Origin of the sequence: Candidatus Spongiihabitans sp., from assembly GCF_965247905.1 — a bacterium.
Taxonomy (GTDB): Bacteria; Pseudomonadota; Gammaproteobacteria; order Arenicellales; family Poriferihabitantaceae; genus Spongiihabitans.
This window is the reverse complement of the sequence record NZ_OZ252047.1, coordinates 161,599-188,592: the sequence shown is the minus strand read 5'-3', so window position 1 is coordinate 188,592 and position 26,994 is coordinate 161,599. Positions and strand designations below refer to the sequence as shown.

The following is a 26,994-nucleotide window of genomic DNA, read 5'->3' as shown; positions in this document are numbered from 1 at the left end:
TATTTTATGTGATATTAGTCACAAAAGATGACGTATTTTTCAGGGGTTTTTCGGGTTTTCAGCGGTTAGGTAGTTGACGAAGGCGGAGCAGATAATCAGCATGAACCGGGCGGTGTTTTTATTTGGAGCGAGTTGTTCACCACTTGCTCCGTGACGGATGCCTCCCTCTACACTAGTCCAGTTGTAAAGCGCGTCAAGTCCGGCTTTCAATGCAGGCGGGAGGTTTAATCCCTGCGTTAAGGCGTTAAGTGATTTGCTTTTCTTTCCGGTGATTTCTTTGGCGATGGATTCCACGGCACTGATCGATTCCTTGATGCTGTTTGCATAATCAGGGTTTTCACGACGAGATAAAAGAGAAAGCGCGTTTCCTATATGCTCATTTGCGTTCGCAAATGGCGTTGCCATTGCGGTTTCTATGGATTCAATTTCTTCCTGTGATGTAATTTCTGTAACAAATTTTCCCACAATTTTGTATGCGGAATTTTCTTCTTCCAATACGATATTGCACTGCTCTATGAAATCTTCTGTTTCGGGATAGCCATAGTGAATGACAAATTCTGTCAAATCAAGCATTTTGTTCCATGATTCATGCAAAAATGCGCCTTTTATTTTTCCATAACATCTATCAATTTTATGGTGCTCTACATATTCATCAAGAGGCCACTTCAGAAATTTAGTCCAAATATTTTTAAATATTGGGTGGCTTTGCTTTAAAAGTTCCAGACCTGCAAGTAATGGATTTACAGTAGTTGTAAAACAGTCAATAAGCGCATTCCATAGTCCAATGCGTAAATCCTTATCCATGCTTTCCAATTGGATACCCTTGGATTGTTTATAACCATGTCTAACCGAAAAAGGTTGACGCTTATCTTCGTTCATTGCCTAACCCCATGCGGTATTTAATGTCGTAGTTGATGATGTAATCCAGTTCTTCTTCGGTGAAGTTGTAGTGCTCAGCAAGTATGGTGTCAATTTTATCGATAATGCTTTTAGAATGACGCGGATAAAATTCTTGATATACTATTTTCCCTCTTGACTTATAAAATGTTTCTTTTGTTATGCTATTTTTATCAATATCCATCATAAGTGAAGAACAAATTTGGACAAAACCGTTCATCTGATTAAGGTCAATATCTAATCTGAATCGGTGAATATCAGATTTTGTTATATGATAGCAATCGGAATAAGATGCAAAATACCAATAAAATAAATTACTGTTGAACAAGCACGTTAAGCAATCTCGGACAAATTCAGAATCGCAAAAGCATGTCTTCAATGTCGACGAAGTTTGCTTTTTATCATTGACAAAAAATCTTTGTTGAAAATTAATAGCAATCAAATAATAAGCCAGCCCAGCGTTTCTATAGAAGAAAGGATGCCCTCTATTTTGTAAATAAGTGTCTATTTGAGTTTTTTTGTTTTTCACCTTCATCCAAATTCGATCATCTTCTCCATGTCCAAATTTAGGATATGGTTCTTCGCACTGGCAATGTTTATTCGCTGTAAATTTAATTTTTTGTAACAAATCGGATCTTTCTAGTCCAAACCAACGTACATAATTTGTCGTATATGTTTTAGCAATAGCATTAACACGTATTCCAGTATAGATTGTGAATTGGCTCCTGACATTTTCGAATAGCTTTCCCGGGTGCCAGTCACCAGATAAATTAATGAAATATGATTTGTCATATTCAATACGCAATATTTCTCGAATTGATTTCATTCTCTTAGTAGTAATAAGTGCCATTTGTGTAATGAAAGAGAAACACCCGCTTTTATCATTCAGTGTATTACTTCTTTCCATAAAATAAGCATACAAATTCCCACACGATTCGGTCTCGTAGTTTTTGACCGTGTATGTTTTCTTAACTTTGCTGTATTCCACGTACGGCGGATTACCGATCACCACATCAAAACCACCGTCCTGTTCAATGATGCCGTAGAACTCCGCAACCCAATGAAAGGGTTGGTGGGATTGCTGCCATTTTTTATAATCGGCCGGCTTGTCGCCTTTGCCATATTCTCTGGCAAGATGCGTATTCATCTTGTCATTTAAAACGGCAAGACGATCGCTGAGTTCTCCCTTCGCTTGCTGATAACTCTCACCGCCGCCACTATCCTGTGCCTGCTTGAAGGCATCGTTGGCGACCTGCACCAACTTGGCATCTTCCCGGATTTCATCAGTCAGTCCTTTGCTAAAATCCATAGGTTGTTGTCCCTTGTCCGGTGCTATTGATTTCTCAAACGCTTCCATGCTGGCAAAGCCCACCAGCGAATTGCCGGAGCGGATGTTGAAATCAATATCTGGTAGCGGTTCCAAACCGAGATTGTTTTTGCTTGGGTCATATTCTGCTTCCGCCGCTAGTTTGAGAAACAAGCGCAACTTGGCAATCTCCGCTGCCTCGTTCATCAAATCCACGCCGTATAAATTATTGAGAATGATGGTTTTGTAAATCCAATATGTTTCGTTCTGATGCTTGGCGATGTCTTCCAAAACCGCGCGGAAATGCGGATGTTTTTTCGCGCTCTTGCGTTTTTGGTCGATTTGTTTGTCGTCCTCCTCTACAAAATCCTTCATTCTCTCTATGCACTTTCCATAAAGTGGTTCCAAAATGTTCAAGGCGGCGAATAAAAACGCGCCCGACCCACAAGCCGGATCAAGCACCGTGATGCCACGCTGGTCGTGGTGATTGGATCGCAAGGCTTTTTTACCGGCGATGGCGGCAAAAAAAGCATCAATAAAATCTGAGCCTTCGTAGTGGCTTAGTGCATCGGCGGCGAATCGTTCAATATCCAAGTTGTAGGTGACCAGGTCGTCGATGTCGTGGACTGCGCCGTTTTTTATTTTGTCTTTCAATTCAAAATAGCGTTGACGCCGGGCTATGGTCTCGCGCCAAATTTCCGTGGGTAGCGCAAATTTTTTATCTGTTGGTGTGTTCCAATCTTTTCTTCGTTCCATCAGATTGGGTTGATTGGTATCCATACCACGCCGAATGTTTTCGGGCATTTCTTCATCGGGAATATCGCCGCCCTTTTTGACGGCATCGTAGATATAGTTGTCAGGATTTTCACGCAGAAACCGCCAGATGCCATTTTCGGAATCAAAAGCGTTTTTACATTTCTCTCGCGCACGATTCAGCAGAAACGGAATGATCGTGTTGCGGGCAATATAGCCGGTGATGTCCTCCTGGGTGTAATAGGCGCCCATTGCCGCACGGTCGTTGATGTATTTTTCAAAGATGTAACCGATGACATCCGGGTTGATGTCTTTGCCGGTGGCATCCGGGCGGCTGTCCAGATGCCAGTTGTATTGATTGAAAAAGGCGAATAGTTTTTCAAAAGCCTGGTCGGGAATTTGGATATTCTCATTCTCGTGCTCTATTTGATGCACATCAAACAATCCACCGTTGAGATATGGCACCTGGCCCAACATTGTTTTGATTTGCGGGTCGCGCGATGATTCCGGCTTGCCGAGTCCTTCGGAAAAGAGATGGACCAGAAAATGACGATAAAAGCGGTCGTGGAATTTGTCAGCGCCGAATTTTTCTTGCGTTTGTTTAAGGCGCTTCTCCAAATAATTTACTTCGCCGTTCAAAAATTGTTTCTTCTGAATGAAATAGATAAACATCAGACGATTGAGCATCAAAGCGGCATACCATTCCTTGGACACCAACTCGCTGATGCCTTCGATGAATTCGGCAAAGGCTGACAACTCCTTGCGGAATTCGCCGTAAAATTTTTTGGTGATCTTCTCGGCGCCTTCCATAAATACGTTTCGCACCCGGTCCACTACATCGGTAATGCCGAGCGTTTCCTCTTCGGATATGTCGAAAATCATGCCGTTCAGTTTTTCCATCAACGGCTGAATGTCCTGACTTTCATTCCACTCCACTTCCGCCGTGCGCAGTGGTCGATTCTGCGGACGAATAGCAACCGTCCAGCATTGTTTGCCTTGACTACCGCAGATGATGAGTAGGTGCTCGTAATGGTGGCGTGCGAGTTGGTTGACGATTTGTCGCCGTTGACTTTTTTCGGTCGGGTAGTTTTCCCCGGCATCGTAGAGGCAAATAACAAAGCCGCGCTTTTGCACGATTCTGTTGATCTGAATAGTATCGTTATGGGGCAAATCTAAGGGCAGCGACGGTGACAGGTTACCCAAATCCCAGCCCAACTCCACAAACAATTCCTTAAAATCACGACCGTGGATGAGCGAATTCAATTCCGTTTTGGATATTCGCTCGCTCATTTGATTAGCCCCATGGAGCAAATAATGCTCGATTCAATCGGTTCGCCTTCTTTGGGTGTGGCACACAGATCATCGGCATCGTAAAAATTTTCCGCCATCCGTACCAAATCTTCATCGGAAATATGGGTGCGCAACTGGCGCGCAAGCCGGTCCCGGGCGGTTTCCTTGAGCGGATGATCATGAATCTGCTGAATCACTGCTTTTAGTGTTGGCGATTCAAAAAGCGTTCCTTCTATCTGCTCCTTAATAAAATTCAACTTGCTGTAGAGTTTATTACGGATGCTTCTGGTTCCACCCAGTTGTCCGCCGAATTCGGCTTGCCCTTGCTTGATATGGCTTATTGCAGCATCAACCAGCTCGTGATGATTTTGCGCCGGTGGAGCAAGCGGTTCATTCGGTTCGCAGGCGAGATAACCCAGGATTTTAGACTGAGATTGTGAAACCACCTCGCCGGTTTGATTCAACTGCAACAGAAGGTGTTGATTGTTGCTGGTTTTGATATAGGCAATCGCGCCGTCTTTCTGGTCGTCCGCATGCTTGGCGGAATACACCACATGGGGCAGTTCTTTAATTTTCTTTTCCAGTTTCGGGTTGTCTTTTATTGCTTGCCGCCAAATATCGTAGGCACGAGAAATTAAATCGGTTTCATCTTCTTGCTCTTCGAGACTGATGGTTTGGTTATACACGTGCTCCAGGTTAATGGTATCGCCTTCAAAGAAACTTTCATCCGTGCCAACCACTTCGGCGGCCTGCCTCATTCGCTGGTCCAAACGCTCGCGCAACTTTATCACTTTCTCAATGTCGTCTTCCGGCAAAAAGCAGTAGCACAAAATTTCCTTTGCCTTTTGTCCGATCCGGTCAACTCGGCCAACTCGTTGTATCAGGCGAATGATTGCCCAGGGCAAATCAAAATTGACCACGATGTGCGCATCCTGGAGGTTCTGCCCCTCGCTCAAGGTGTCGGTGGTAATCAACACACGCAACTCATCGATCCTGCCAGATTGTTCATCATTGGAAGTGGGGCTAAATCGTTTTACATAGTTGGATATGTCATCCATACCACCAAACACCATGGCAAGCCCATCAACTTTCTGTTTTTTCAATTCCCGATGGAGATAGTCGGCGGTATCTTTGAACTGAGTGAAAATCAGCAGTTTGTCATGGAGATGTTCTTCCTTGCATAAACGAGCGAGTTCTGCCAATTTACGGTCGGCATCGACATCCCATTGCGGTATTTTGTTTAGGATTTCCAGCAAAGCCTCACAATCATGTCGCAAGGCATCGCGCAACGGATCCTTAAAAAAATTGGTTTCTATCCAATTAAACTTGCGATACCACTCCCTGCCTTTATCGGATAACTTTTTATAGACATTACGCCCTGCTTCGAGAAAGAACTCTATTGAATTTTTCTCCAACATTTCCTGATTCAATAGATCGGGCTCTCTTTCTTCCACGGTTTCATCCGTAAGTTCGCTGAATATATCGCCAATCGGGAAAGCACCGTCTTGCTCCAACGCACTCAGATACACCGCGTTGCGAACGATGTGTCTTTTGACTGAAAGCAAGAAGGCGGGCCCGGAACTTTCCAGTCGTTTGAACAAACCGGATTTGGCAAAACCAACCAATCGATTCCCTGCGCGACTCAAGTTTTTTATGATTTTTTGCTTTTCTTCGTCTAACTCATCAGGTAGAGAATCGGCCTGATACTTGCTTAAAAGATATTCTCCAATGCCGTAACGAGGCAGTTTAAGTCCGCTGACTATCTCAACAACGGATTCGGAATAAAGCAGCGCGTATTGATCTTTGCCATCAGATTCATCCAAACTAAATTTGGCGCACTTCGGTGTCCGGTGCGGAAAATAAAACCGCTCGCCGTTATCAAAGAGCAAGTAATGTTGCTTTCTGTCTTCGTCATATTCTGCGTAGTTTTCTTTTATGTGGCTGCGGGTTCTTCGCACCATATACATACGCATCAACTCGCGCCAGTCATCGGCTGACTCACTATGCTCAAACGCTGCCAGAGATGTGGCAAGAGTGTTGGTATGTTTTTCCTTGAAAAAGTTAATGCCATTAAGGGAGTCGATATACCCCTCTGGTCTTATGCCGAGGTCGGCATCGGCTTCCACGAACAGGCGCAACTGATTGCCGATGTCGGTGAATTGTTTGTTATAGGGCGTTGCCGTCAGCAGGATGACGCGGGATTCATTTTCACGAATATAGTCATGGATATGAGCGTAACGTTTGGAGTCGCGATTGCGCAGGTTATGACTTTCATCAATCACCACGAGACGGAAACGCCTCATATCAGACAAACGGTGAGTCTTGCCGGTTGAAAGTGTTTCTCCGGCAATCGTGTATTTGTGTAGGTAATCATTCCACATTTTTTCCAGTTTGGGCGGGCATATAACGAGAACATTATCGCCATGGTCTTGCTGAAAAGTTTTTGCAACAGCGCTCGCAACCAGTGTTTTGCCCAGCCCCACCACATCGCCGATGATGACACCGTGGTGACGACTCAATCGTTCAGCGGCAAGTGACACTGCCTGCTTCTGAAACTCCAGCATTACCTTGTCGAAGTCGCTCGGCACCTTGAATTCGCGCGCGCCCTCAATGGCTTCTTTGGAAAGTTCGTAGGCGGTTTTAATGTATATGTAGTAAGGGTCAATGGGTCCGCCCGCCCAACTACTCTCAATGATGTCGGCGAGATCGTTGGTAATATCAAGACACCATTTATCATCCCATCGCTCTTCAAACCATTTCGCCAATTTTTCGGCGGCATCCTTGTCCAGCACATCAACATTTAATTCGCCTTGTTTTTCCAAACCCGCAAGGGTCAGGTTGCTGCTGCCAACATAGCCGATGATCGGGTTGATCTTGTCATCGCGATGGGCGAGGTAGAGTTTGGCGTGTAGCGGGTAACGACCAAAAAATTTGACTTGGAGTTGCTGTTTTCTTAATTGCGTTGCTAATTGTTTCAAACCGACTTGATCGTTCGCAGTCGGTGTTCCAAATGTCAGTTGCCGTGCAAGAGACAGAGCAAATTGCTTTTTACGGTCAAATACAACTTTACTTGAGGTATCTTTGCTCTCGTGGTTGTAGTAACGGCGCACGGTGCGGTTGACATCGATGTTCATACCAACAATCAAACGACAAGGCGAGATGCCTTCTTGTTTGGGAAGCGTATCCACTTCCTTCGCGATGCATTTCCAGCCACGCAGGTTGAAATAGCCAACGCAAAAATCGCCGCGCTCAGCGACCGTCAGGGCGTTCTTCAAGCCATCAAGCAACTTTTCATCAATGTTGTCGTAGATAGTCGGCATGGTTGTAGTCTCAACGAGGTTTTCCCAACAAAAGTCCAACAAAGCAATATGAAATTTGCAGGACTAAAAGCAACGCGCAAATATACTACCTTGACCGCTTTAATGCTCCCCCATCTTGCCACCGCCACCCACCTCGCCACTGGACACTCCCATCAATCCCAGATACATTGCCGCGATGCACACCTCTCCGACAGTTCGGCAACGCCGAGTAATGTCTTGCCGTAGCCACTTTTTCGTTTTTCGATTGTGCATCTTTGAGCGCATCCAGCCAGCGGTCTAAGTGTTCAAGGGTTTGTTGTTGGTAGTTTTTGAATTGCATGAATCAGTTAATCGAACAGTGAGGCAGACATTCCCGAAATTTCGCAGGCTGTTATCGCAAGTCCTTCCACTACATCTTTCCCATTCAGCGAAAGTAGACTCTTATCGAATGTATGGAACACCTTCGCCCTGCTGACAATTGCCGTTGCAACATGAATGGCATCAGGCGTAGATATTGATTTACGGCTACGGTTGCGTATTGCCTGGGCTTTTTCAGCAACGCGAATATCAACAGCGACTATTTCTATCTTTTCTCTGTTTTGCATAAAGTGCCGAAATTTCTCAATAGCTCCGTCAGGCATTGCGCTTTCAAGCACTTCTGCATAAACCAGCGTGGAAACAACCAGCCTGTGACGGCCTTGTTCCATGCTTTCAACAACCATATTTATGTTTTTTATTCTGTCCTTGTCGTCTCCTTTAATATGATCAATGAGAACAGATGAATCCCAACAAATCAGGTCGTTTTTCATTGAATATCCTTAGCCCCATTTGTCGCGTAATTCTCTCACAAACTGTTCGGAAGGCTTGTCCCCGGTTGCGCCAGGGGCAATTCCACGAAGATCGCTTAGGGAGGGAAGTTCCTCGCTTGGCGGTAAAATTTCCATTTCCCGAACATCTATTTTGTAGGGAAACGCCGCATCGGGACGATAAAAGCATTCACCCCGAACAGAAACGAAATTCCCCAGAGCGCCCTGCACATCCCCCACCAATTCTTTTGGAAATTGACACCTGATAGTGACAGAAGCAAAGCTCGCATCATAAATTTTGAAAGTATGCGGGTTGCTATGAATATTAATTTCTTCCAATACGCCGTCTATCGTGCTTATTTGAATATGCTCCTCGCTTCGTGCTTGCACCAGTTTGGCGCGAAACTCATCATCCAGCCTGCAAACATGCCAATCTTCTTGATTGGCTCCGGTGATTTGTATTTCGCTGGACATAATTTTTTTCGGCTCGTCCTTCGCCAGTTTTTCCATGGCAGACAAAAAATCATCATTGAGTTGACCCAATCGCCCCTCTTTCACGGCATACAACGTTTCTCCAATATTTCGTATCAAGGGGGTATATGGCTGTCCATTGACCGTCGGCTGGCATCCGACAATCGCGGGGCTGGAATGGGACAACTGCACAACATTAAGCGCGATGCCTTTGCGTTCATCGCTCTTGATGTTGGCGTTCAACATTCGGTAAAAATTCCTGACTTTTTCAAGAAAAACAGGCAGTTCCACATGGCGCCTATTTGCTTCTGGTCCTTCTATCTTCAAGATGATGCGATCAACGGTCATAATGCCCTCCCCGGTCACGCATAGTCTACCCGCCAACCACCCCAAATGGCAACTGACAAAAAGTGATGTTCATATCCGTCAATTCTTTTTGTTCCATGAATTTATGTGTGCGAAGACCAGTGTGGTTTTTTCTGGTAGTTTTTGAGTTGTATTATAATTGTGTCGCATAAAATTTTTGATTCGCCCGCCTTATATCACTGCGGAAAACTCGTCCACAGTAAGCCCGGCATTACATCACGACCTCGACTTGCCGCGTCTCAACGGTCAGCGGAAGCCCTTTTTCGGCGCGCACCTCAAGACAAAGCGCAATCGCTTCTTCGATATTATCGAGCGCCTGTTCTCTGGTTTTCCCTTGACTGACACAGCCCGGTATTGCCGGGCATTCAACAACCCATGCCCCGTCTTCGTCCCGCTCCACAGTTACATTGAATTTCATTGATGTATGCCCTCCGAATGGAATCAAATCAGTAATCAATTTTACCATATGGCAACCCACAAAATACAATATTCATTTCGGTCAATTCTTTCTGCCCCATGAATTTATGTGTAGCGAAGACCAGTGCGGTTTTCTTTTTTGTCTTTGCTTGTTTGGCGATGCGTTCGGCGCGGTCGCCGTTCAGAGCGGAGTCGGCACTTCGCAGAAAAGTTAGGCGCGGTTCGTAGATGAGGTAGAACAATCTGTCGGGCATCTCGAAGAAAAATCCGTCCTTGCCTCGCGCTTTGCGAATCTTGTCCGGTGATTTTCCGGTGGCGATATAAACCAAGTGGCGGGCGAAGGTTTCATAGTCCGGCAGGTGCGTGCCGGTGAGCATTTTTTCAATGCTGATTTCATCGCCCAGGGTGCAGTAGGTGAAGGTGCCGCCGAGTCCGTTTTTCAGGTTTTCGTCTTTTGCATTTTTAACGCCTTTGATTACGCGGCGGATGCGTTCGGCGGTGATTTTATCGGCGTAGTTTTCGCATTCCACCAGAATAAACTTGCGGTTTCCGCCGTCTTCTTTGTTGAGAGCAAGGACGGCATGGGCGGTGGTGCCGGAGCCAGCGAAGGAGTCCAGAATTAGAAAATTCTCTTTATCCGATACGCCTTCAGCAATTCCAATGAGATTTTTAATTAGTTTGATTGGTTTTGGATTGTTGAAGTCATGCGCGTTGTTTTGAAAAACTTCTTGCAACTGTCGCGTTCCTTCATCTGTTGTACCAGCAATATCCGCTAACATTAAGTCAATTGGCACAATTCCTTTTTTTTCGGAATCGGATAGAAAATTTTTAAGTCTAGGGTATTTAAGATTTCCGTTTTTCCCCCACCAAAGCATATTTTTTTCACTATGTTGTTCGTGTGTAGTTTTACTGTATTTCCATGCGTGAGTTGAATGGTTAACTATTTTTTCTGTATGTGGATTTATAATGGGATAAACCAAGTTTGGCCGTTGCTCTTTTGTCGCTGGATTAACGTAAGAACTGGATGACCATTTTCCTCGCAGATCATTATCTGGATTAGCATATGTTGCGTCTAACTTCTCTCTGCGTTTGACTCTAATATGCATGACTTTATCTGATTTTCTGTAAGTAATGATATGTTCGCGTTGGTTCGAAAAAAGCTTCGCGTTATTGCTTCTGCCGTAGCGATGTTGCCAAACTACATCAGCTAGAAAATTTCCCTCCCCCAAAAATCTCATCCATCACCATCCGCAACCGGTGTTGCTCGTTGTCGTCAATGGAAATAAAAATCACGCCGTCCTCGGCAAGCAACTCGCGCAACAACTGCAACCTTGGCCACATCATGCACAGCCACTTGTCGTGTCGTTCCAGATCTTCGCCGTCCACCGGACCCTTGTCTTTCAACCAATTCTGCATCATCGGGCTATTTACATTGTCGTTGTATAGCCATTTTTCATTGCCAGTGTTATACGGCGGGTCAATGTAAATGCAATTCACCCGACCGGCATAGCGCGGCATCAGTGCTTTGAGCGCATGCAAGTTGTCGCCGTGGATGATGAGGTTGCCGTCAAGAGACGGTTTTTTTGAGGGATGCGACTTGTTGACATCAATCTTCAGGGTTCGCGCCGACACCGTTAAGTGATGCGCATAGACCAGTTGCTTGCCTTTGAAATCAAGAGTTGGCATTGCTTATCCCCAAAATAATGTTGTCGTAGATGGTTGGCATGATTCCCGCTGTGTTATGTCGCGCCTTTTTTCGTAGTTTTCTTTGCTGCTGTTTTACTGGTTTTTTTACTGGACCTTTTCGTGGTTGTGGTTGTGCTTTTGACTTTAGTCGGTTTCTTATCCTGGGGTCCCTTACCCTCAGGTTTTTTGTATTCGAGTGTTTTACATTCCAGAAAAATTCTATTTTCACAAGTGCTGCAAATATCCCGGTCCAGTCGATCAAAGACCTTGCCAATCGCTTCCTCTTTAGAATCGAATATATTGTCTTCGCCGATGAAATCCAGATAGCCGCCATCTTTGAGAACTTTGCTGGCGCTGTCTTTTAATCGATACAAATACAGATCGCCGCCCATCTTTCTTCTTTCCCTGGTTTCAGCCATTAATAGTTCGGCACCGCCAACATCAACCTGATTGACCCCTTTGGTGAGCAGTAGCAGGTGTTTTTGTTCTGGATAGTGTTCGCGATACAACCGAAACATTTCGCCGACATGTGCCACCGATCCAAAATAAATTGAATCATCCAGTCGAAGCATCTTGAACTGCGGACATTCCGGCAACGCCACCCCGGAACCGAATTTTCGATGTTTCGATTCTGGATTGGGAACCCGTGGCATGATTCTCGGTCGAGAGGTTTTCCTGAGATAGATTAACAATGACAGGATCACGCCAAACAGGATGGCGAATTCCAGTTTGAAGAAAATTGTGCTCAAGAACGTCACCGCCATGATCGCCGCTTCCTTGCGGTCGGCACCGAAAATTTTTCTGATTTGTGCAAAATCGATGATTCGCCAGGCGACCAAAATCAATAAACCTGCCACTGCGGCTTTAGGTAAATATGCGGTCAGTGGCGCAACCACCATGAGTAACGGAATCAGTAACAGGCCGGCAAAAATTGCCGATAATGGCGACCTCGCGCCCGCTTCAAAATTCGCCCCGCTGCGGTTGAATGAACCGGTAGCGACATAGGCTGAGAAAAAACTGCCGACGATATTCGACAGGCCCTGACCAATAAATTCCTGATTGCCTTGAATGGGTTGCCCGGTTTTAAGAGCAATTGAACGGGCGATGGACACCGCTTCGGTCAGGGTAAACAGGGTCATGGCAAGTGCCAATGGCGCCAACTCTTGAAGCACATCCGCTGAAAAATCCGGCATCGATAACGGCGGCAATTGTCGAGGCAGTGCGCCGACCATATGGATGCCGGTCTTATCCGCACCGAATATGAAATTAAAAATGGCGGCCACTACGCCGCCAACAAACAGGGCGGCTATCATGCCTGGAAACTTTGGCCATTTTTTCCTAAGGATAATGACCACGGCCAGAGCCGAAAATCCGACAAACGTCACCATCGGGTAAAATGCGCTCCAATGCTCCCACAGATACACCACCGACTCATGGAAATGCTCTTTAACCGGGATTTCCAGGCCGAGAAAAATTTTAATTTGTTTGGATGCGATTAATAGTGCTGCTCCAGAAGTGAATCCGACAATGACCGAGTGAGATATAAAATTTACCAGGGCGCCCAGCCGGACTGCCCCCATCGCAAACTGGGTAACGCCAACCATGAATGCCAGAGTGATGGCAAGGGAAATGTACTCCGGGCTGCCGGGCAATGCCAAGGCGCTCAGGGACGAGAACATGACGATGGACGCGGCCGTGGTCGGGCCTGAAACCAGATGCCAGGACGAGCCGAAAAGCGCGGCAATGATGGCCGGCACGATGCTGGCGTATAGCCCGTACTCAGGCGGCATTCCGGCGATGGCGGCGAAGGCAACGCCCTGCGGCAATACGATGGCCGCGCCGGTCAATCCGGCCAACAGGTCGGCGCGAACGGTTTCTTCAGTGAGATTCCGCCCCCATCTCAGGAACGGAAAAAACCTGGAAAGAGAAAAACTAAAAACCAATGAATATTCCTGCAAAAAATGTCGTATTAATCATCGCCGCTACGTGACCGTCATTCCCACTCCCCCGCCATTATCGGGCTTGACCCGATAATCCAGTCAAACACCTGCGGCGAAGCCGCGGCATTCCCCGGCTGCAAGGTCGGCACTCGCTCTGGGCTTTGCGGTGTTGGCAGATTTTTGCTCCCGGCAATATTGCCACGAATGGCATGTATGCCGAGGGCGCAGGATGCGCAGGAGCGGCAATCTGCACTCCCGTCATCCATGGCGGTTGTGTCCCGCTGCGCGGGCCTGCCCTCGCGGAAGCGGGGGACGGATGGTTTCACTGGATTCCCGCTTGCGCGGGAATGACGGCCGGGAAGGAATGGCGGAAGTGCGAATCGCCACACCTGCGCGTCCCTCACCCGTGGCATACGACCACCAAGGACGACGATGCCATGGATGGCGGAGGTAGGGCGACGCATCGCTACATGGACGTAGCTTAGTGGAGCAATGCAGGAACAATTGTCGAGGAAGCCAAAGCCGACGGTGGAAGTGCAGATTTTGTCGGGAACAAAAATCGGCCGGCCGGTCCATTCGCTGATAACGAACCCGCCACCCGTCCGTCGTTCCCACTCCCCCGTCATTATCGGGCTTGACCCGATAATCCAGTCAAACACCTGCGGCGAAGCCACGGCATTCCCCGGCTGCAAGGTCGGCACTCGCTCTGGGCTTTGCGGTGTCGGCAGATTTTTGCTCCCGGCAATATTGCCACGGATGGCATGTATGCCGAGGGCGCAGGAGCGGCAATCTGCACTCCCGTCATCCATGGCGGTTGTGTCCCGCTGCGCGGGCCTGCCCTCGCGGAAGCGGGGGACGGATGGTTTCACTGGATTCCCGCTTGCGCGGGAATGACGGCCGGGAAAGGATGGCGGAAGTGCGAATCGCCACACCGCCCGCGTATTGAAGTGGATAATTAACTGCCACGGCGCAATGCGGGCCTGCGGATGAAATGATGCGTCAGCATCCGCGCGGGCGCTTATTTTTACGCTCAGCAATTCAAGGTCTCGCGGCGCAGCCAATCCACAACTTTTTTTATGGCTAGTTCATGGGAATCGCCTTTTTCCAATGATTTTTTATAAACAGAAAGTTGTCTATGGGCGCTGGTGCCTCTTTTGACAATCGTTTTTGCGTGATTGATTTCCTGCAGGCATCCGGCCTCGATGGCGTCTTGTCTAATCAGGGTTAAAATTTCCGACAGCAAGTCGGAATAATTGACCACCTTGCCGATGCCAAAATCTATTAATCCCTGATCGATTCCATAGCGCTGGGCGCGCCAGCGATTTTCGTCCAGAAGCATGTTGGAATATTTTCGCCATTTTTGGTTTCTTGCGCGCAGCCGGTATAACATTCGCAGCCAGCACTGATAAATCGCGGCGATGCAGATGGCGTCTTTCAGCGTGGCGCATAAATCCGTAATCCGCATTTCCAGTGTCGGGTAGCGCGCGCTCGGTCGCAAATCCCACCATACCTTGGTCGCATCCTCGATGACGCCGGCTTCTACTAAAACATTGACATGACGTTGATATTCCGAGTAGCTCTCAAACACATGCGGCAATCCGGTGCGCGGCATTTCATCCCAAACCGACATCCGATACGACTTCAAGCCGGTGTCCTCCCCGGTCCAGAATGGCGACGAGGTACTTAACGCCAGCAGATGGGGAAGAATATAAGTCGCTTGATTCATCAAATCGACGCGCAAATCATCATCATCAATGCCGACATGAACATGCATGCCGCTAATCAACAAGCGCCGCACCACCGCCTGCAAGTCCTGCGCCAACTCGGCATATCTCGCTTTTTTGGTGATCGCCTGATCCTGGGGCCGGGCGAAAGGATGGGTGGAAGCGGCAATGATCGCCAGGTCATGGTCTTGTGCCACCTCCGCCACGGACTGCCGCAGATTGCCCAGTTCATCATTTGCCTGTTGTAATGAGGCGCAAACCGGCGTGCCCACCTCAACCTGGGATTGCAGGAATTCCGGCGAAACCCGGCTGCCCAGTTTCGCTTTCATGGCCGGCATCAACGACCTCGGCGCCTTGCGCACCAAGTCGCCGGTGTGCGGATTTACCAGCATGTATTCTTCTTCGATGCCGATGGTGAAGCTGGGCTGTGAAGTCATTGCAGTCGTGATTAAAATAAAGCGGCGCGGTCAGATGCGAAAACGGGATGTTTCGGCTACGCGGGATAGGTTATCATTTGAGCATGATTAAATCCATCGCCATTATTGCCATGGACGGCATGGTCGATACTCGTTCCCTACGGTATCGACACTTCCGCCTTCCCTGGCGGTCGGCGGATATTTGCTCCCGCCAAAATCTGCACTTCCACCGTCCTTGGCGGTCGTTGTCGCGGGCGCAGGATGCGCAGGAGCGACCGCCGCTGCCGCGCATAAACCCCGAATAATAAACATGACTAATAAACATGACTAATAAACATGACTAATAAATCATGAGAACCTACGACACCGCGCAACTGCGCGAACTCGATGCAAAGCATTATATGCACCCGTTCACCGACCACCAGGACATGCGCGAAAACGGCGCGCGCATTATTACTGGCGCAGAAAATATTTATATCTACGACAGCGATGGCAATAAATATCTCGATGCGATGTCGGGACTATGGTGCGTAAATATTGGCTATGGCAGGACTGAATTAGCCGAAGTCGCGAAATTACAGATGGAGCAATTGCCGTATTACAATAGTTTTTTTCAAACCGCACAGTTGCCGGCGGTGGAATTGGCGGAGGCTCTCGCCGAAGTCGCGCCGCCACAAATGAATCGTACTTTTTTTGGTTGTTCAGGCTCTGATGGCAACGATACCGTGGTGCGTTTAGTGCGTTACTTCTGGGAAGTTCAAGATCAGGAAGATCGTAATATCATTATCAGTCGAAACAATGCCTACCATGGCAGCACGATGGCCGGCGCCAGCCTGGGCGGAATGAAAGCCATGCATGCTCAAGGCGGACTGCCCATTGCCAATATCGAGCATATCGATCAACCTTATTTCTATGCTGAAGGGGGTGATCTCAGTCTGGAAGAATTTGGCTTGCAACGCGCCCAGGCGCTCGAACAGCGCATACTGGAAGTGCGCCCTGACCGGGTTGCGGCGTTTATTGCCGAGCCGATTCAGGGGGCCGGAGGGGTGATCATCCCGCCGGATAATTATTGGCCGGAAATCAATCGCATTTGTAAAAAGTATGATGTGTTGCTGTGCGCGGATGAAGTGATTTGCGGTTTTGGCCGAACCGGCCAGTGGTTTGGCTCAGACACATTCAGCATTGAAGCGGATGTGATGACCCTGGCAAAAGGGTTGTCCTCAGGCTATCAAACCATTGGCGCGGTGATGGTTGCCGATAGAATAACCGAGGTTCTGGACAGCAAAGGCGGCGAGTTTGCTCATGGCTACACCTATTCCGGTCATCCGGTGGCCTGCGCGGTGGCGTTAAAAAATATTCAAATTTTACGCGATGAGCGCATTATAGAGCGGGCGCGTGACAACACTATGGATTATTTTCAATCCCGGGTTTCCGCACTTGGGGAGCATCCTTTAGTGGGAGAGGCACGAGGCGCAGGATTTCTTGGCGGCTTGGAACTGGTCGCCAACAAAGACACCAAACAGAAATTTGACGAGGATGGCGGTGCTGGAACTGTGTGCCGGGAAATTTGCCTGAAAAATGGCTTAGTGATGCGCCCGGTAGGGGATATAATGGTGATATGCCCGCCGCTCATCATCACCCGCGCACAAATCGATGAATTTTACGATCTCGCCTGGGCGAGTCTGGATCAATCGTTGGCTTCGCTCAAAAGCGCCGCCTAAGATTTTTCATCCGAATAATTTTATCCGCAGATGACTCAGATATTCACAGATAAAGATTTAATAATTAAATCTGCGTTCATCTGCGTCATCTGCGGATAATTCTTTCTACGATGCCAACGCCAAAGACCAAGCCCGTTGAAAACGGCACCATCAGCAAAACCGATGGCGTGGCGCATATCTTTTACGATGACTACTGGATTCGCTATTATCCGCCCCGGCATTAACAGAAGCAATCGGTGAGATTCGATGACCTCAAATGAAAAAAATATTTTATTGTTGCTTGAAAAAGATAGTCGAATATCTATTCAAAAAATCTGCAGAAATATGAATATCTCAAGAAGCACTGCTTATAACTTAATAAATGGTCTAAAAAATAAAGGTATCATAAAAAGGTTCACTATTGAACGTGGAGACATTGATAGAATACATAAAATATCAGCCTATATCGTAATAAAATGCGAAAAAATACACTGCATTGACGCCGCCGAGAAATTTAAAACGCTACAAGGGGCAAAAAATTGCAGTTATGTATTTGGTGAATACGATTTTGTCATATTCGCTTCTGTCTCCGGCATAAAAGAATTGCATCAATTAAGATTGGATATACACAATACAGAAGGCGTAACATTTGCTAATACCACGATTGTCCAGCATGAATGTTTTTAGTCATTATTCTGTGTTTCTTCCAGATTAAAAGAAAAGTCTAATTGCCAACCCAGCAAAAATAATGCACAACAAATATTTTTGATACCTTAAATACTTATCATTTTTTAACAACGAATTTCCTATCGACCCACTAAACAAACCGTATAATGAGTTTATAGTCGTCCCGATTACTGTCAGCAATAGGCCGAGAAAAATTATTTGGTAACTGGTATTACCCAATTCTTCATTGACAAATTGCGGAATGAACGCCATAAAAAATATAAGGGCTTTTGGGTTCAGAATATTAATCAATATTCCTCGTAACAATAATTCTTTTTTTGTTGTCCTGTTTTCCAATGAGTACGCGCTGACGGACGACCTCCATACCTGATAGGCGAGCCACAATAAATAACACGCGCCAGCGTACTGTATAAGCAACAACGATCCGGGAAATAGTTCCACCAAAGCAGAAACGCCAAAAGCCGATATCAAGGTCAGCATTAACCCGCCGATGCCGACACCCAACGCGGAATACAGCCCGCCTTTTTTCCCATAACTGATACCATTGGAAACCACATAAACCATATCAGGCCCGGGAGTAATCATCAAAACAATGACTGCCGCCACATAAACATAAAGAGATTGAGCATCAAACATCAGGATGTTCCTAATTTAGGTATGACTGATTTGGCTACATAGTCAATTGAATCAGCATTATTGTTCAGAACCACACTAATAATGTCTGTATGATTGTTATATACAAATCCGACATATTTGCTTACATCATTTTTTGAGGTTCAAGATACTTTAAGCGGTCGATTTCGGATAGATTTTAGCAGATATTGACACCCATTTTCGTGGCGCATATTGAAGCGAAACTCACACTCTTTCAAAGGGGTCCGGCTACGCCGGAAGACATATTTTAACTGGATTCCCGCCTGCGGCGAGAATGACGGGCTGGGGGGACAATGGTGAATCGGAAGGCGATAATTCCTTTTGAGAAGACAATGGTAAATAAGTGTCACGCGAAGCGTGACACTAAAACGTGCTCTATTACTTATCATTCGTCATTGCCCGGCCCATATTATTATTGGCCGGGCAATCCAGTGGAATATGCCGTCCGGCGTAGCCGGACTCCTTATGCGGCGAAGCCGCCGGTTTGTGTCTAGCAAAGCCGGATGCCAAAAAGAGTCACGCTTTGCGTGACAGATATTTAACTGGATTCCCGCCTTCGGCGAGAATGACGGGTTGGGGGGCAGTGGTGAATCGGAAGGCAATGTGTCCTTTTGAGAAGACAATGGTAAATAATTGTCACGCAAAGCGTGACGCAACCGGCGGCTACGCCACTCTGGATCCCCGCCTGCCGGCGAGAATGACAAATAATGACATACTTGTTTTTCATTTATAGAACAGTTAGTTATGACCATTTCACTATACCTTAAAGTATCTTGAACCTTTTTTGATTACCGCACAATAGCCATGACTTCATTAGGATGCCTCTTTAAATATGGATTTTTATGAATTTTCCAGCTGATGCACATCTAATGACAACAGGCAAAATGTACAATCATGTTAAAATATTGTCCAAATCGGGCTGAACAAGAGAATTTTCCGCAGGGTTCGCGACTGCACCCTTGAAACAAGTTTATTATGCGAAGTCTCCGAACAAAAATGACCATCGAGGAAAATACTCAGATCGAAAACGGCACCATCAGCAAAACCGATGGCGTGGCGCATATCTTTTACGATGACTACTGGATTCGCTATTATCCGCCCCCGCAAGAAACCCTCACCGAAAAAAAGAAACTGCTGGACGCCCTGACCCGCCGCACCTTTCATCATACCGAACCCGGCATTAACACGCCCGGGGAAAAGTTGGATGAGGTTCGGGCGGCATATGAAAACGAAAGTAATCCTGATCGAAAGCGGGTCAATGCCGCCATGCTGGCCGGCGCGCTGTTTAATCGCGCCACGGATATATTCACTGCCATTGTTGATCTTGAAGAAAGCGGCATCAAAATCACCAAAGACGATGATTTCATGCGTCAATGCTCCAGTTGTTTCTCGGAAGCCCTGTCGTTGTCCGGCAATGTAAAACATCATAGCGGCGAAGAAGGCGTGGACGAGCTTTGGGGCGAGCCGGTGAAAGTGTTCACCATGTCCATCGCCGATTACTACTGTAGCCGCTACCGCAAAATCGCCCAAGCCATGCGCGAAATTGACCGAGTCGGAGAGACCATTCAAGCCACGCTTTGTTGCCTGCAATGGTTCTCCCAAGCAAAGCCCTTGGTGGAAGATTTCATCGGCATCGCCAAATACGAATGTGAAATCCTTCGCAGCGATCCAAACTATTTGGCGATATGGCCGGAATTTATCGCTGACGGCGAAAAAATCCTCGACTTTCGCGCCACTATTCCCGAAAATGCAAACAATAAGTTGGAAAGACACATCAAACGCGGCACAATCTTGTTGCGCTCGGGAAAAGATTTAATGACCTGGATTGCAAATGTGCGCGTGCCGATGCCGGTGAGCACAGCGCGTTATCTGGAAACATGCGCCGAGTATCGCCAATCCACGAAAAACCTGCGTGCCGAAAAATGAAAAATATATGCAATGACGGTCCTCATTCGATAATGAACTCATCCGAAAATCTGCAACGCACCGCGCTGTTTGACTTGCACCGCGAGGCCAGCGCAAAAATCGTGCCGTTCGCCGGCTATGAAATGCCGGTGAACTACCCCGACGGCATCATCAAGGAGCATCTGCATACCCGCGCGGCGGCCGGTTTGTTTGATGTCTCGCACATGGGGCAGATTTCGGTGCGCGATAAAGACGGGTGCGTCGAGCGTACCGCGGACGCGCTGGAGACGCTGATGCCGGTGGACCTGGTTGCGCTGCCGCGCCAGCGCCAGAAATATGCGCTGCTGACCAACGACGATGGCGGCATCATTGATGATTTAATGGTGCAGAACTTGGGCGAGCATTTCAATCTGGTGGTCAACGCCGCGTGCAAGGCGAACGATTTCGCGCATTTGCAACAGCACCTCGCGCCCACCCAGCAACTCGCCTTGGCCGACGACTTGGCGTTGCTGGCGTTGCAGGGCCCGGCCGCGGCCACGGTGCTGACGAATCTCGGCTGCGATATCGGTCACGACCTCGGCGAGATGAAGTTTATGGGTGTGCGCGAGTTGAATATTGACGGCGTCGCCTGCATCGCTTCGCGCTCGGGCTACACCGGCGAGGACGGCTTTGAACTCTCCATGGCGGCGGCGCACGCCGTACAAGTGGCACGCCGCTTGCTGGCCGACGCCGCGGTCAAATGGGTCGGGTTGGGGGCCAGGGATTCGTTGCGCCTGGAAGCCGGTTTATGTTTGTATGGCCACGATATTACTACCGCAACCACCCCGATTGAAGGCAATCTGTTATGGGCCGTGTCCAAAGCAAGACGCCGTGGCGGCGAGCGCGCCGGCGGCTTTCCCGGTGATGACATTATTTTGCCGCAAATCCCGAACCACAGCGCACGCCGTCGAGTCGGACTGCTACCGGACGGACGCGCGCCCATCCGCGAAGGCGCGGAACTTTTTGCCAGCGACGGCGGCGATGACCATGTGGAGTCGGTCGGCATGGTGACCAGCGGCGGCTTCAGTCCCAGCCTCGGCAAGCCGATTTGCATGGGCTATGTCGCCCTTGCACACGCCGCGCTCGGCACCGCGTTGCAAGCGCGCGTGCGCGGTCGACTGCTGCCGGTGACGGTCGCCAAACTGCCGTTCGTGGCGCCCAATTTTTACCGCTGATAATTTATACTCGCGTACAGCGAATCCCTGTCAAAACCAAACCGAGGTAACCAGATGACAACTAAATACACCAAAGATCATGAATGGGTGCGCGAGCAGGACGGCGCGCATACGGTCGGCATCACCGACTACGCCCAAGAGCAGTTAGGCGAAATCGTCTACGTCGAGTTGCCCGCGGTCGGCGCGACGCTGGCGCAAGGCGATGACGCCGCGGTGGTGGAGTCGGTCAAAGCCGCGTCCGATGTCAAGTCGCCGCTGTCTGGCACGGTGACCGAGCGTAATGACAACCTGGATGGCGCGCCCGAACTGGTCAACGATGCGCCCGAGGGCGATGGCTGGTTTTATAAACTGAGCGCCGATGACACGATGCAACTTGACGACTTGATGGACGCGGATGCGTATAAAAAGTTTGTTGATGAGTTGGATTGACGATGAACTCGCCTGTCACCGTCGCCGTCACCACCATCACGCCACATATTAATGTGCCACCGCATCACCATAACTCATAACTAACAGGAGTCGCCATGCCTAGAGCCGATGATTTCACCGTCCGACACATTGGTTCCAGCCCGGAGCAGATCACCGCGATGCTGGACCAACTCGGGGTCGCCTCGCTGGATGATCTGATCGAGCAAACCATTCCCGCGTCCATCCAGAGCAAAAACGAGTTTTCCCTGCCGCGCTCGCTGGATGAAAACCGCCTGAATAAACTCAGCCGCCAGATTGCGGCCGATAACACAGCGGCGATTTCCATGATCGGGCTCGGCTATTATGGCACGGTAACGCCGCCGGTGATTCGTCGCAATGTGATGGAAAACCCGGATTGGTACACCGCCTACACGCCTTACCAACCGGAAGTCAGTCAGGCGCGGCTGGAAATCCTGATCACTTTTCAGCAGATGATCATGGACTTGACCGGCATGGAACTTGCCAATGCGTCATTGTTGGACGAAGCCACGGCCGCGGCCGAAGCCATGCTGGTTGCCCGGCGCGTGGCGAAAAGCAAGTCCAGCCGATTTTGGGTCGACCAGGATTGCCTGCCGCAGACCATTGCGGTGGTGCAAACCCGCGCCGAGCCGTTGGGAATCGAGGTCGTGGTCGGCGACACCGAGGATGAGATTGAAAACGGCGAGTATTTTGCCGGGTTGCTGCAATACCCGGGCGCGTCCGGGCAAGTGCGCGAGCATGCCGCCGTCGTCGCCAAACTGAAATCGCAAGGCGCGCTGGTGATCATGGCCGCGGACCCGCTGGCGCTGACCCTGCTCAAACCGCCCGGTGAAATGGGCGCCGACATCGCCGTCGGCAGCACGCAACGATTCGGCGTGCCGATGGGCTTCGGCGGGCCGCACGCGGCGTATATGGCGACGCATGAGAAATACAAGCGCGCCTTGCCCGGCCGGTTGATCGGCGCGACCATTGATGTCAACGGCAATCTGGCCTACCGCATGGCGCTGCAAACCCGCGAGCAGCACATCCGCCGCGACAAAGCCACCAGCAACATCTGCACCTCGCAAGTGTTGCTGGCGATCATGGCCACGGTGTACGCCATGTATCATGGCCCCGAAGGCTTGACCCGCATCGCCAGCGGCGTCAATCGCCTGGCGCGCGCGTTGGCGCAGGAACTAAAAAGCCTGGGGTTTGAGATTGTCCACGATCAATTTTTTGACACCCTGCTTATCCGCGTCGCGGGCCAAGCGAAAAGAATTCAGGACAAAGCCGAACAGGCTGGCTATAACTTGCGGCTGGTCGACGACGATCATTTAGGCATCAGCCTGGACGAAACCATCTCGCGCGAAAAAATCGTTGGGCTGCTGGAGGTATTTGCCGGCACCACCGCCGAGCAAGTCAGCGGCACGTTGTTTGACATCGACTTGCCGCAGTCCATCCCCGATGACCTGAAGCGCACCAGCGATTTTCTCATCCACCCGATTTTCCACCGCTACCGCTCGGAAACCGAGTTCATGCGCTACTTGCGCAAGACCGCGAGCAAGGACATCACCTTGGCGCGTGCCATGATTCCGCTTGGCTCGTGCACCATGAAACTGAACGCGGCCTCGGAGATGGAGCCGATCTCCAATCCATTATTCGCGCACATTCACCCGTTCGCGCCGGCCAAGCACACCAAGGGTTATCATCGAATAATCAATCGGCTGGACTCGATGCTGTGCGAAATCACCGGCTTTGACGGCTTCACCTTCCAGCCCAACGCCGGCTCGCAGGGCGAATACACCGGGCTATTGTGCATCCGCGCATTCCATCATGCGCAAGGCAACGCGCAGCGCAACGTCTGCCTGATCCCGTCCTCGGCGCACGGCACCAATCCGGCCAGCGCGGTCATGGCCGGGATGAAAGTGGTGGTGGTCAAGTGCGACCAGCACGGCAACATCGACCTCGCCGACTTCGAGGAAAAAGCCGAGCAACACGCCGACCAGTTAGCCGCGACGATGGTGACCTATCCCTCCACCCACGGTGTTTTTGAGGAATCCATCAAGGAAATTTGCGACCTGGTGCATGCCAACGGCGGCCAGGTTTATATGGATGGCGCCAACATGAACGCCATGGTCGGCATCTGCCGACCGGCCGAGATCGGCGCCGATGTCATGCACCTTAACCTGCACAAGACCTTCGCCATTCCGCATGGCGGCGGCGGCCCCGGCATGGGTCCGATTGGCATGAAAAAACACCTGCTGCCGTTTCTGCCCGACCATCCGGTGGTCAGGTGCAACCGCGGCGGCTCCAGCCCATTGGGCACGGTATCCGCGGCGCCGTGGGGCTCGCCGCTGATCCTGCCGATTTCGTGGGCCTATATGCGGCTGCTCGGCAAGCATGGATTAAAGCGCTCAACCCAGGTCGCTATCTTGAACGCGAACTACATCGCCCATCGCCTGGATCCGCATTATCCGGTGGTCTATAAAGGCAAGAGCGGGCGCGTCGCGCATGAATGCGTCATCAACTTGGCGCCGATCAAGGAGGCTTGCGGGGTGACCGTCGAGGATGTTGCCAAGCGATTGATCGACTACGGTTTTCACGCGCCGACCATGTCGTGGCCGGTGCCGGACTCGCTGATGATCGAGCCGACCGAGAGCGAATCCAAGGAGGAGATCGACCGATTTTGCGATGCCTTGATTTTGATCCGCGCGGAGATTCGGGAAATAGAACAGGGCAAGGCAACCTTGGAAAACAGCCTGTTGACCAACGCCCCGCATAGTTATCATCTGCTGGTCAAGGACGACTGGAATGCGCCCTATTCGCGCGAGCGTGCCTTCTTTCCCACCGAAGCCGCCCGCCACAATAAATTCTGGCCGCCGGTGGGACGCGTGGACAATGTCTATGGCGACAAAAATCTGGTATGCAGTCGCCCGCCGATGTCGGATTATGCGTAAAGAATTATCCGCAGATGACGCAGATTTTCACAGATTTAATTTTATATGCAAGACGAGTTGTTACAAAATTGATAAGCATGGCTTTTTTCAATCCAAATATTAATCTTTTTTTTATCTGCGTTAATCTGCGTCATCTGCGGATAGGATAATTTTTTTCTACGGATAACAATATGGCGACAACAATTGTAAAAGGCGAGAAGTTGCGCGGCGCCGCGAAGATGGCGCGCATTCCGGTTAAAATTGCGCCCTTGGCGCGCCACCAACTGCTCAGAAAACCGCAATGGATTCGCGCCAGTTTCACCGGCACTCCAGCGGTTTCGGAACTCAAGAAAATACTGCGGTCAAAAGGATTGCACACCGTTTGCGAGGAGGCCGCCTGTCCCAATCTCGGCGAATGCTTCGGCAACGGCACGGCGACATTTTTAATCATGGGCGATATTTGCACCCGGCGCTGCCCGTTCTGCGCTATCGCGCACGGCCGCCCGAACCCGCTGGACGCGGATGAACCGCGCAATCTCGCTGAAACCGTGGCCGCGATGGGCCTGAACTATGTGGTCATCACTTCCGTGGATCGCGATGATTTGCGCGATGGCGGCGCAACCCATTTTGTAGCGTGTATCCGCGCGCTTCGATCTCGGTGTCCAAATACGAAAATTGAGATTCTCACGCCGGATTTTCGCGGCAGAATAGACGTTGCCGTGGAGATTCTGGAAAAATCCCCGGCCGATGTGTTCAATCATAATCTGGAGACGGTGGCGCGATTGTATAAACAGGCGCGACCGGGAGCGGACTATCAATATTCGCTGGATCTTTTGCAACGCATGAAGCGAAACCAACCGGCTGTGCCGACCAAGTCTGGCATCATGCTGGGGCTCGGCGAAACCCGCGATGAAGTGATCGAGGTAATGAAGGATTTGCGCCGGCATGAGGTGGAAATGCTCACCCTCGGACAATACTTGCAGCCCAGCCGCCACCATTTACCGGTGCAACGGTATTGGCATCCGGACGAATTTGCGGAATTGGGCGAGATTGGAGCGGCGCTGGGATTCGCCAATGTCGCGTCTGGAGCGATGGTCAGATCGTCCTACCACGCCGATGTGCAGGCGCATTCCACGATTTGAGCCGTTTGCCATTGTCATGTTCGCTTGAGTCTATTCCCATCCTGGAATGATTATGATCCCCGGCTGACCGTGTGGACAGGATGCGTTAACGCGAAAACCGTTATTAACTATAGATATGTCGAAGATTGCAGCGATTCAAACCAACGCCAGTGATGATATTGAGCAAAATCTTGTCGATGTTCGGGCGCAAATTGATCGGGCAAAAGAGCAAGGCGCCGAATTAATTGTACTGCCCGAGTGTTTTGGGTTGATGCAAAGCAGTCGGCGGCAGCTATTGCAATGCGCCGAACAGGATGGCCAGGGAAAGATACAGGATTTTTTGTCGGCCATCGCCAATAGCCGAAATGTTTGGATCATCGGCGGTAGCGTGCCGCTTAAATCCAGCCACCCGACCAAAGTGACCAATACCTTGTTGGCCTACGACAACAACGGCAATCGTGTCGCGCGCTATGACAAAATATTCTTGTTTGACGTGACCCTGTCCGGTGGCGAATGTTATTGCGAATCGGATTACACCGAACCGGGAAATTCATTCGAGGTCATGGACTCACCGCTGGGAAAAATCGGATTGAGCATCTGTTACGATCTGCGATTTCCCGAAATGTACCGTAAACTCACTCAGTTGGGCGCCCGGATATTAGTGGTGCCGGCGGCGTTTTCCCAGACCACGGGGCAAAGTCATTGGCTGCCGCTGCTGACCGCCAGAGCCATTGAGAATGGTTGTTTTGTGGTCGCTGCGGCGCAAACCGGCGTGCATAACCGCGCACGCAAAACCTGGGGACATACTGTTATTATTGACCCTTGGGGGAAAGTGATAAGCGAGTTGCAATCTGAATGTGGCGTTGTCATCGCTGACATTGATTTGGATTTGCTGCAGCGTATCCGTGAGCAACTTCCATCGTTAAAGCACTGCCGGCCTGACTTGTTTTGAAAAAACCGCACCACTGACAAGAGCTTAA

General features: G+C 49.6%; 22 protein-coding genes and 1 pseudogene. 11 read left to right on the top strand and 12 right to left on the bottom strand.

All coding sequences use genetic code 11. The annotated features are described in order from the left end of the window. Nucleotides 1-39: 39 nt before the first annotated feature. The 11 genes and pseudogenes from ACP158_RS01050 to ACP158_RS01000 form a co-directional block, all read right to left on the bottom strand. Entirely contained in the window at nt 40-879 is an 840-nt protein-coding gene (locus ACP158_RS01050; RefSeq protein WP_424947157.1) for an AbiJ-NTD4 domain-containing protein, read from the bottom strand. After that, nucleotides 866-4,246, bottom strand: coding sequence for an Eco57I restriction-modification methylase domain-containing protein (locus tag ACP158_RS01045; protein ID WP_424947156.1), 3,381 nt, complete (start codon nt 4,244-4,246; stop codon nt 866-868). The genes ACP158_RS01050 and ACP158_RS01045 overlap by 14 nt, the downstream gene beginning before the upstream one ends. Then, nucleotides 4,243-7,566 carry a helicase-related protein gene (locus ACP158_RS01040; RefSeq protein ID WP_424947155.1) on the bottom strand — a complete coding sequence of 1,108 codons (3,324 nt, stop codon included), beginning with the start codon at nt 7,564-7,566 and terminating at the stop codon, nt 4,243-4,245. Before ACP158_RS01040 ends, ACP158_RS01045 begins: the two co-directional genes overlap by 4 nt. A gap of 99 nt (nt 7,567-7,665) precedes the next feature. After that, nucleotides 7,666-7,818: a hypothetical protein gene (locus ACP158_RS01035; RefSeq protein WP_424947154.1), complete on the bottom strand. Its 153-nt coding sequence runs from the start codon at nt 7,816-7,818 to the stop codon at nt 7,666-7,668. A 74-nt stretch (nt 7,819-7,892) separates the two neighbouring features. Beyond that, nucleotides 7,893-8,354, bottom strand: a complete 462-nt coding sequence (locus ACP158_RS01030) for a type II toxin-antitoxin system VapC family toxin (RefSeq protein WP_424947153.1) — start codon at nt 8,352-8,354, stop codon at nt 7,893-7,895. A 9-nt stretch (nt 8,355-8,363) separates the two neighbouring features. Beyond that, a complete protein-coding gene (locus ACP158_RS01025; protein WP_424947152.1) occupies nt 8,364-9,170 on the bottom strand; it encodes a hypothetical protein in 807 nt (268 codons plus the stop codon). 229 nt (nt 9,171-9,399) lie between these two features. Next, nucleotides 9,400-9,606, bottom strand: a complete 207-nt coding sequence (locus tag ACP158_RS01020) for a type II toxin-antitoxin system HicB family antitoxin (protein WP_424947151.1) — start codon at nt 9,604-9,606, stop codon at nt 9,400-9,402. 28 nt (nt 9,607-9,634) lie between these two features. Then, nucleotides 9,635-11,123, bottom strand: a pseudogene (locus ACP158_RS01015) (site-specific DNA-methyltransferase). Between the two features lie 221 nt (nt 11,124-11,344). Beyond that, entirely contained in the window at nt 11,345-13,234 is a 1,890-nt protein-coding gene (locus ACP158_RS01010) for a SulP family inorganic anion transporter (RefSeq protein WP_424947150.1), read from the bottom strand. Nucleotides 13,235-13,284: 50 nt separating this feature from the next. Then, entirely contained in the window at nt 13,285-14,100 is an 816-nt protein-coding gene (locus ACP158_RS01005; protein ID WP_424947149.1) for a hypothetical protein, read from the bottom strand. A gap of 161 nt (nt 14,101-14,261) precedes the next feature. After that, nucleotides 14,262-15,392, bottom strand: coding sequence for a carboxylate-amine ligase (locus ACP158_RS01000; protein WP_424947148.1), 1,131 nt, complete (start codon nt 15,390-15,392; stop codon nt 14,262-14,264). An 83-nt stretch (nt 15,393-15,475) separates the two neighbouring features. On the opposite strand from ACP158_RS01000, the gene ACP158_RS00995 reads away from it, so the two are divergent. From ACP158_RS00995 to ACP158_RS00985, 3 genes are all read left to right on the top strand, one after another. After that, entirely contained in the window at nt 15,476-15,676 is a 201-nt protein-coding gene (locus ACP158_RS00995) for a hypothetical protein (protein ID WP_424947147.1), read from the top strand. 45 nt (nt 15,677-15,721) lie between these two features. Then, entirely contained in the window at nt 15,722-17,092 is a 1,371-nt protein-coding gene (locus ACP158_RS00990; RefSeq protein ID WP_424947146.1) for an aspartate aminotransferase family protein, read from the top strand. A gap of 246 nt (nt 17,093-17,338) precedes the next feature. Then, the gene (locus ACP158_RS00985; RefSeq protein ID WP_424947145.1) at nt 17,339-17,758 is read left to right on the top strand and encodes an Lrp/AsnC family transcriptional regulator; all 420 of its coding nucleotides are present in this window, start codon (nt 17,339-17,341) and stop codon (nt 17,756-17,758) included. Between the two features lie 24 nt (nt 17,759-17,782). Here ACP158_RS00985 and ACP158_RS00980 read toward each other — a convergent pair whose 3' ends face one another. After that, complete coding sequence (locus tag ACP158_RS00980) at nt 17,783-18,394, bottom strand: LysE family translocator (RefSeq protein ID WP_424947144.1); 612 nt, start codon at nt 18,392-18,394, stop codon at nt 17,783-17,785. 350 nt (nt 18,395-18,744) lie between these two features. Between ACP158_RS00980 and ACP158_RS00975 the strand changes: the two genes are divergently transcribed. The 8 genes from ACP158_RS00975 (at nt 18,745) to ACP158_RS00940 (ending at nt 26,966) form a co-directional block, all read left to right on the top strand. After that, a complete protein-coding gene (locus ACP158_RS00975) occupies nt 18,745-18,906 on the top strand; it encodes a hypothetical protein (protein WP_424947143.1) in 162 nt (53 codons plus the stop codon). Continuing rightward, complete coding sequence (locus ACP158_RS00970) at nt 18,897-19,145, top strand: hypothetical protein (RefSeq protein ID WP_424947142.1); 249 nt, start codon at nt 18,897-18,899, stop codon at nt 19,143-19,145. Before ACP158_RS00975 ends, ACP158_RS00970 begins: the two co-directional genes overlap by 10 nt. Nucleotides 19,146-19,387: 242 nt before the next feature. Next, nucleotides 19,388-20,338: a hypothetical protein gene (locus ACP158_RS00965; protein WP_424947141.1), complete on the top strand. Its 951-nt coding sequence runs from the start codon at nt 19,388-19,390 to the stop codon at nt 20,336-20,338. Nucleotides 20,339-20,370: 32 nt separating this feature from the next. Then, on the top strand, nt 20,371-21,531 hold the full coding sequence (gene gcvT / locus ACP158_RS00960; RefSeq protein ID WP_424947140.1) for a glycine cleavage system aminomethyltransferase GcvT: 1,161 nt from the start codon (nt 20,371-20,373) through the stop codon (nt 21,529-21,531). Between the two features lie 54 nt (nt 21,532-21,585). Next, entirely contained in the window at nt 21,586-21,960 is a 375-nt protein-coding gene (gene gcvH, locus ACP158_RS00955; RefSeq protein ID WP_424947139.1) for a glycine cleavage system protein GcvH, read from the top strand. 95 nt (nt 21,961-22,055) lie between these two features. After that, complete coding sequence (gene gcvP, locus ACP158_RS00950; RefSeq protein ID WP_424947138.1) at nt 22,056-24,914, top strand: aminomethyl-transferring glycine dehydrogenase; 2,859 nt, start codon at nt 22,056-22,058, stop codon at nt 24,912-24,914. A gap of 170 nt (nt 24,915-25,084) precedes the next feature. Further along, a complete protein-coding gene (gene lipA / locus ACP158_RS00945) occupies nt 25,085-26,035 on the top strand; it encodes a lipoyl synthase (protein ID WP_424947137.1) in 951 nt (316 codons plus the stop codon). A gap of 115 nt (nt 26,036-26,150) precedes the next feature. After that, complete coding sequence (locus tag ACP158_RS00940) at nt 26,151-26,966, top strand: carbon-nitrogen hydrolase family protein (RefSeq protein ID WP_424947136.1); 816 nt, start codon at nt 26,151-26,153, stop codon at nt 26,964-26,966. Nucleotides 26,967-26,994: the final 28 nt, after the last annotated feature.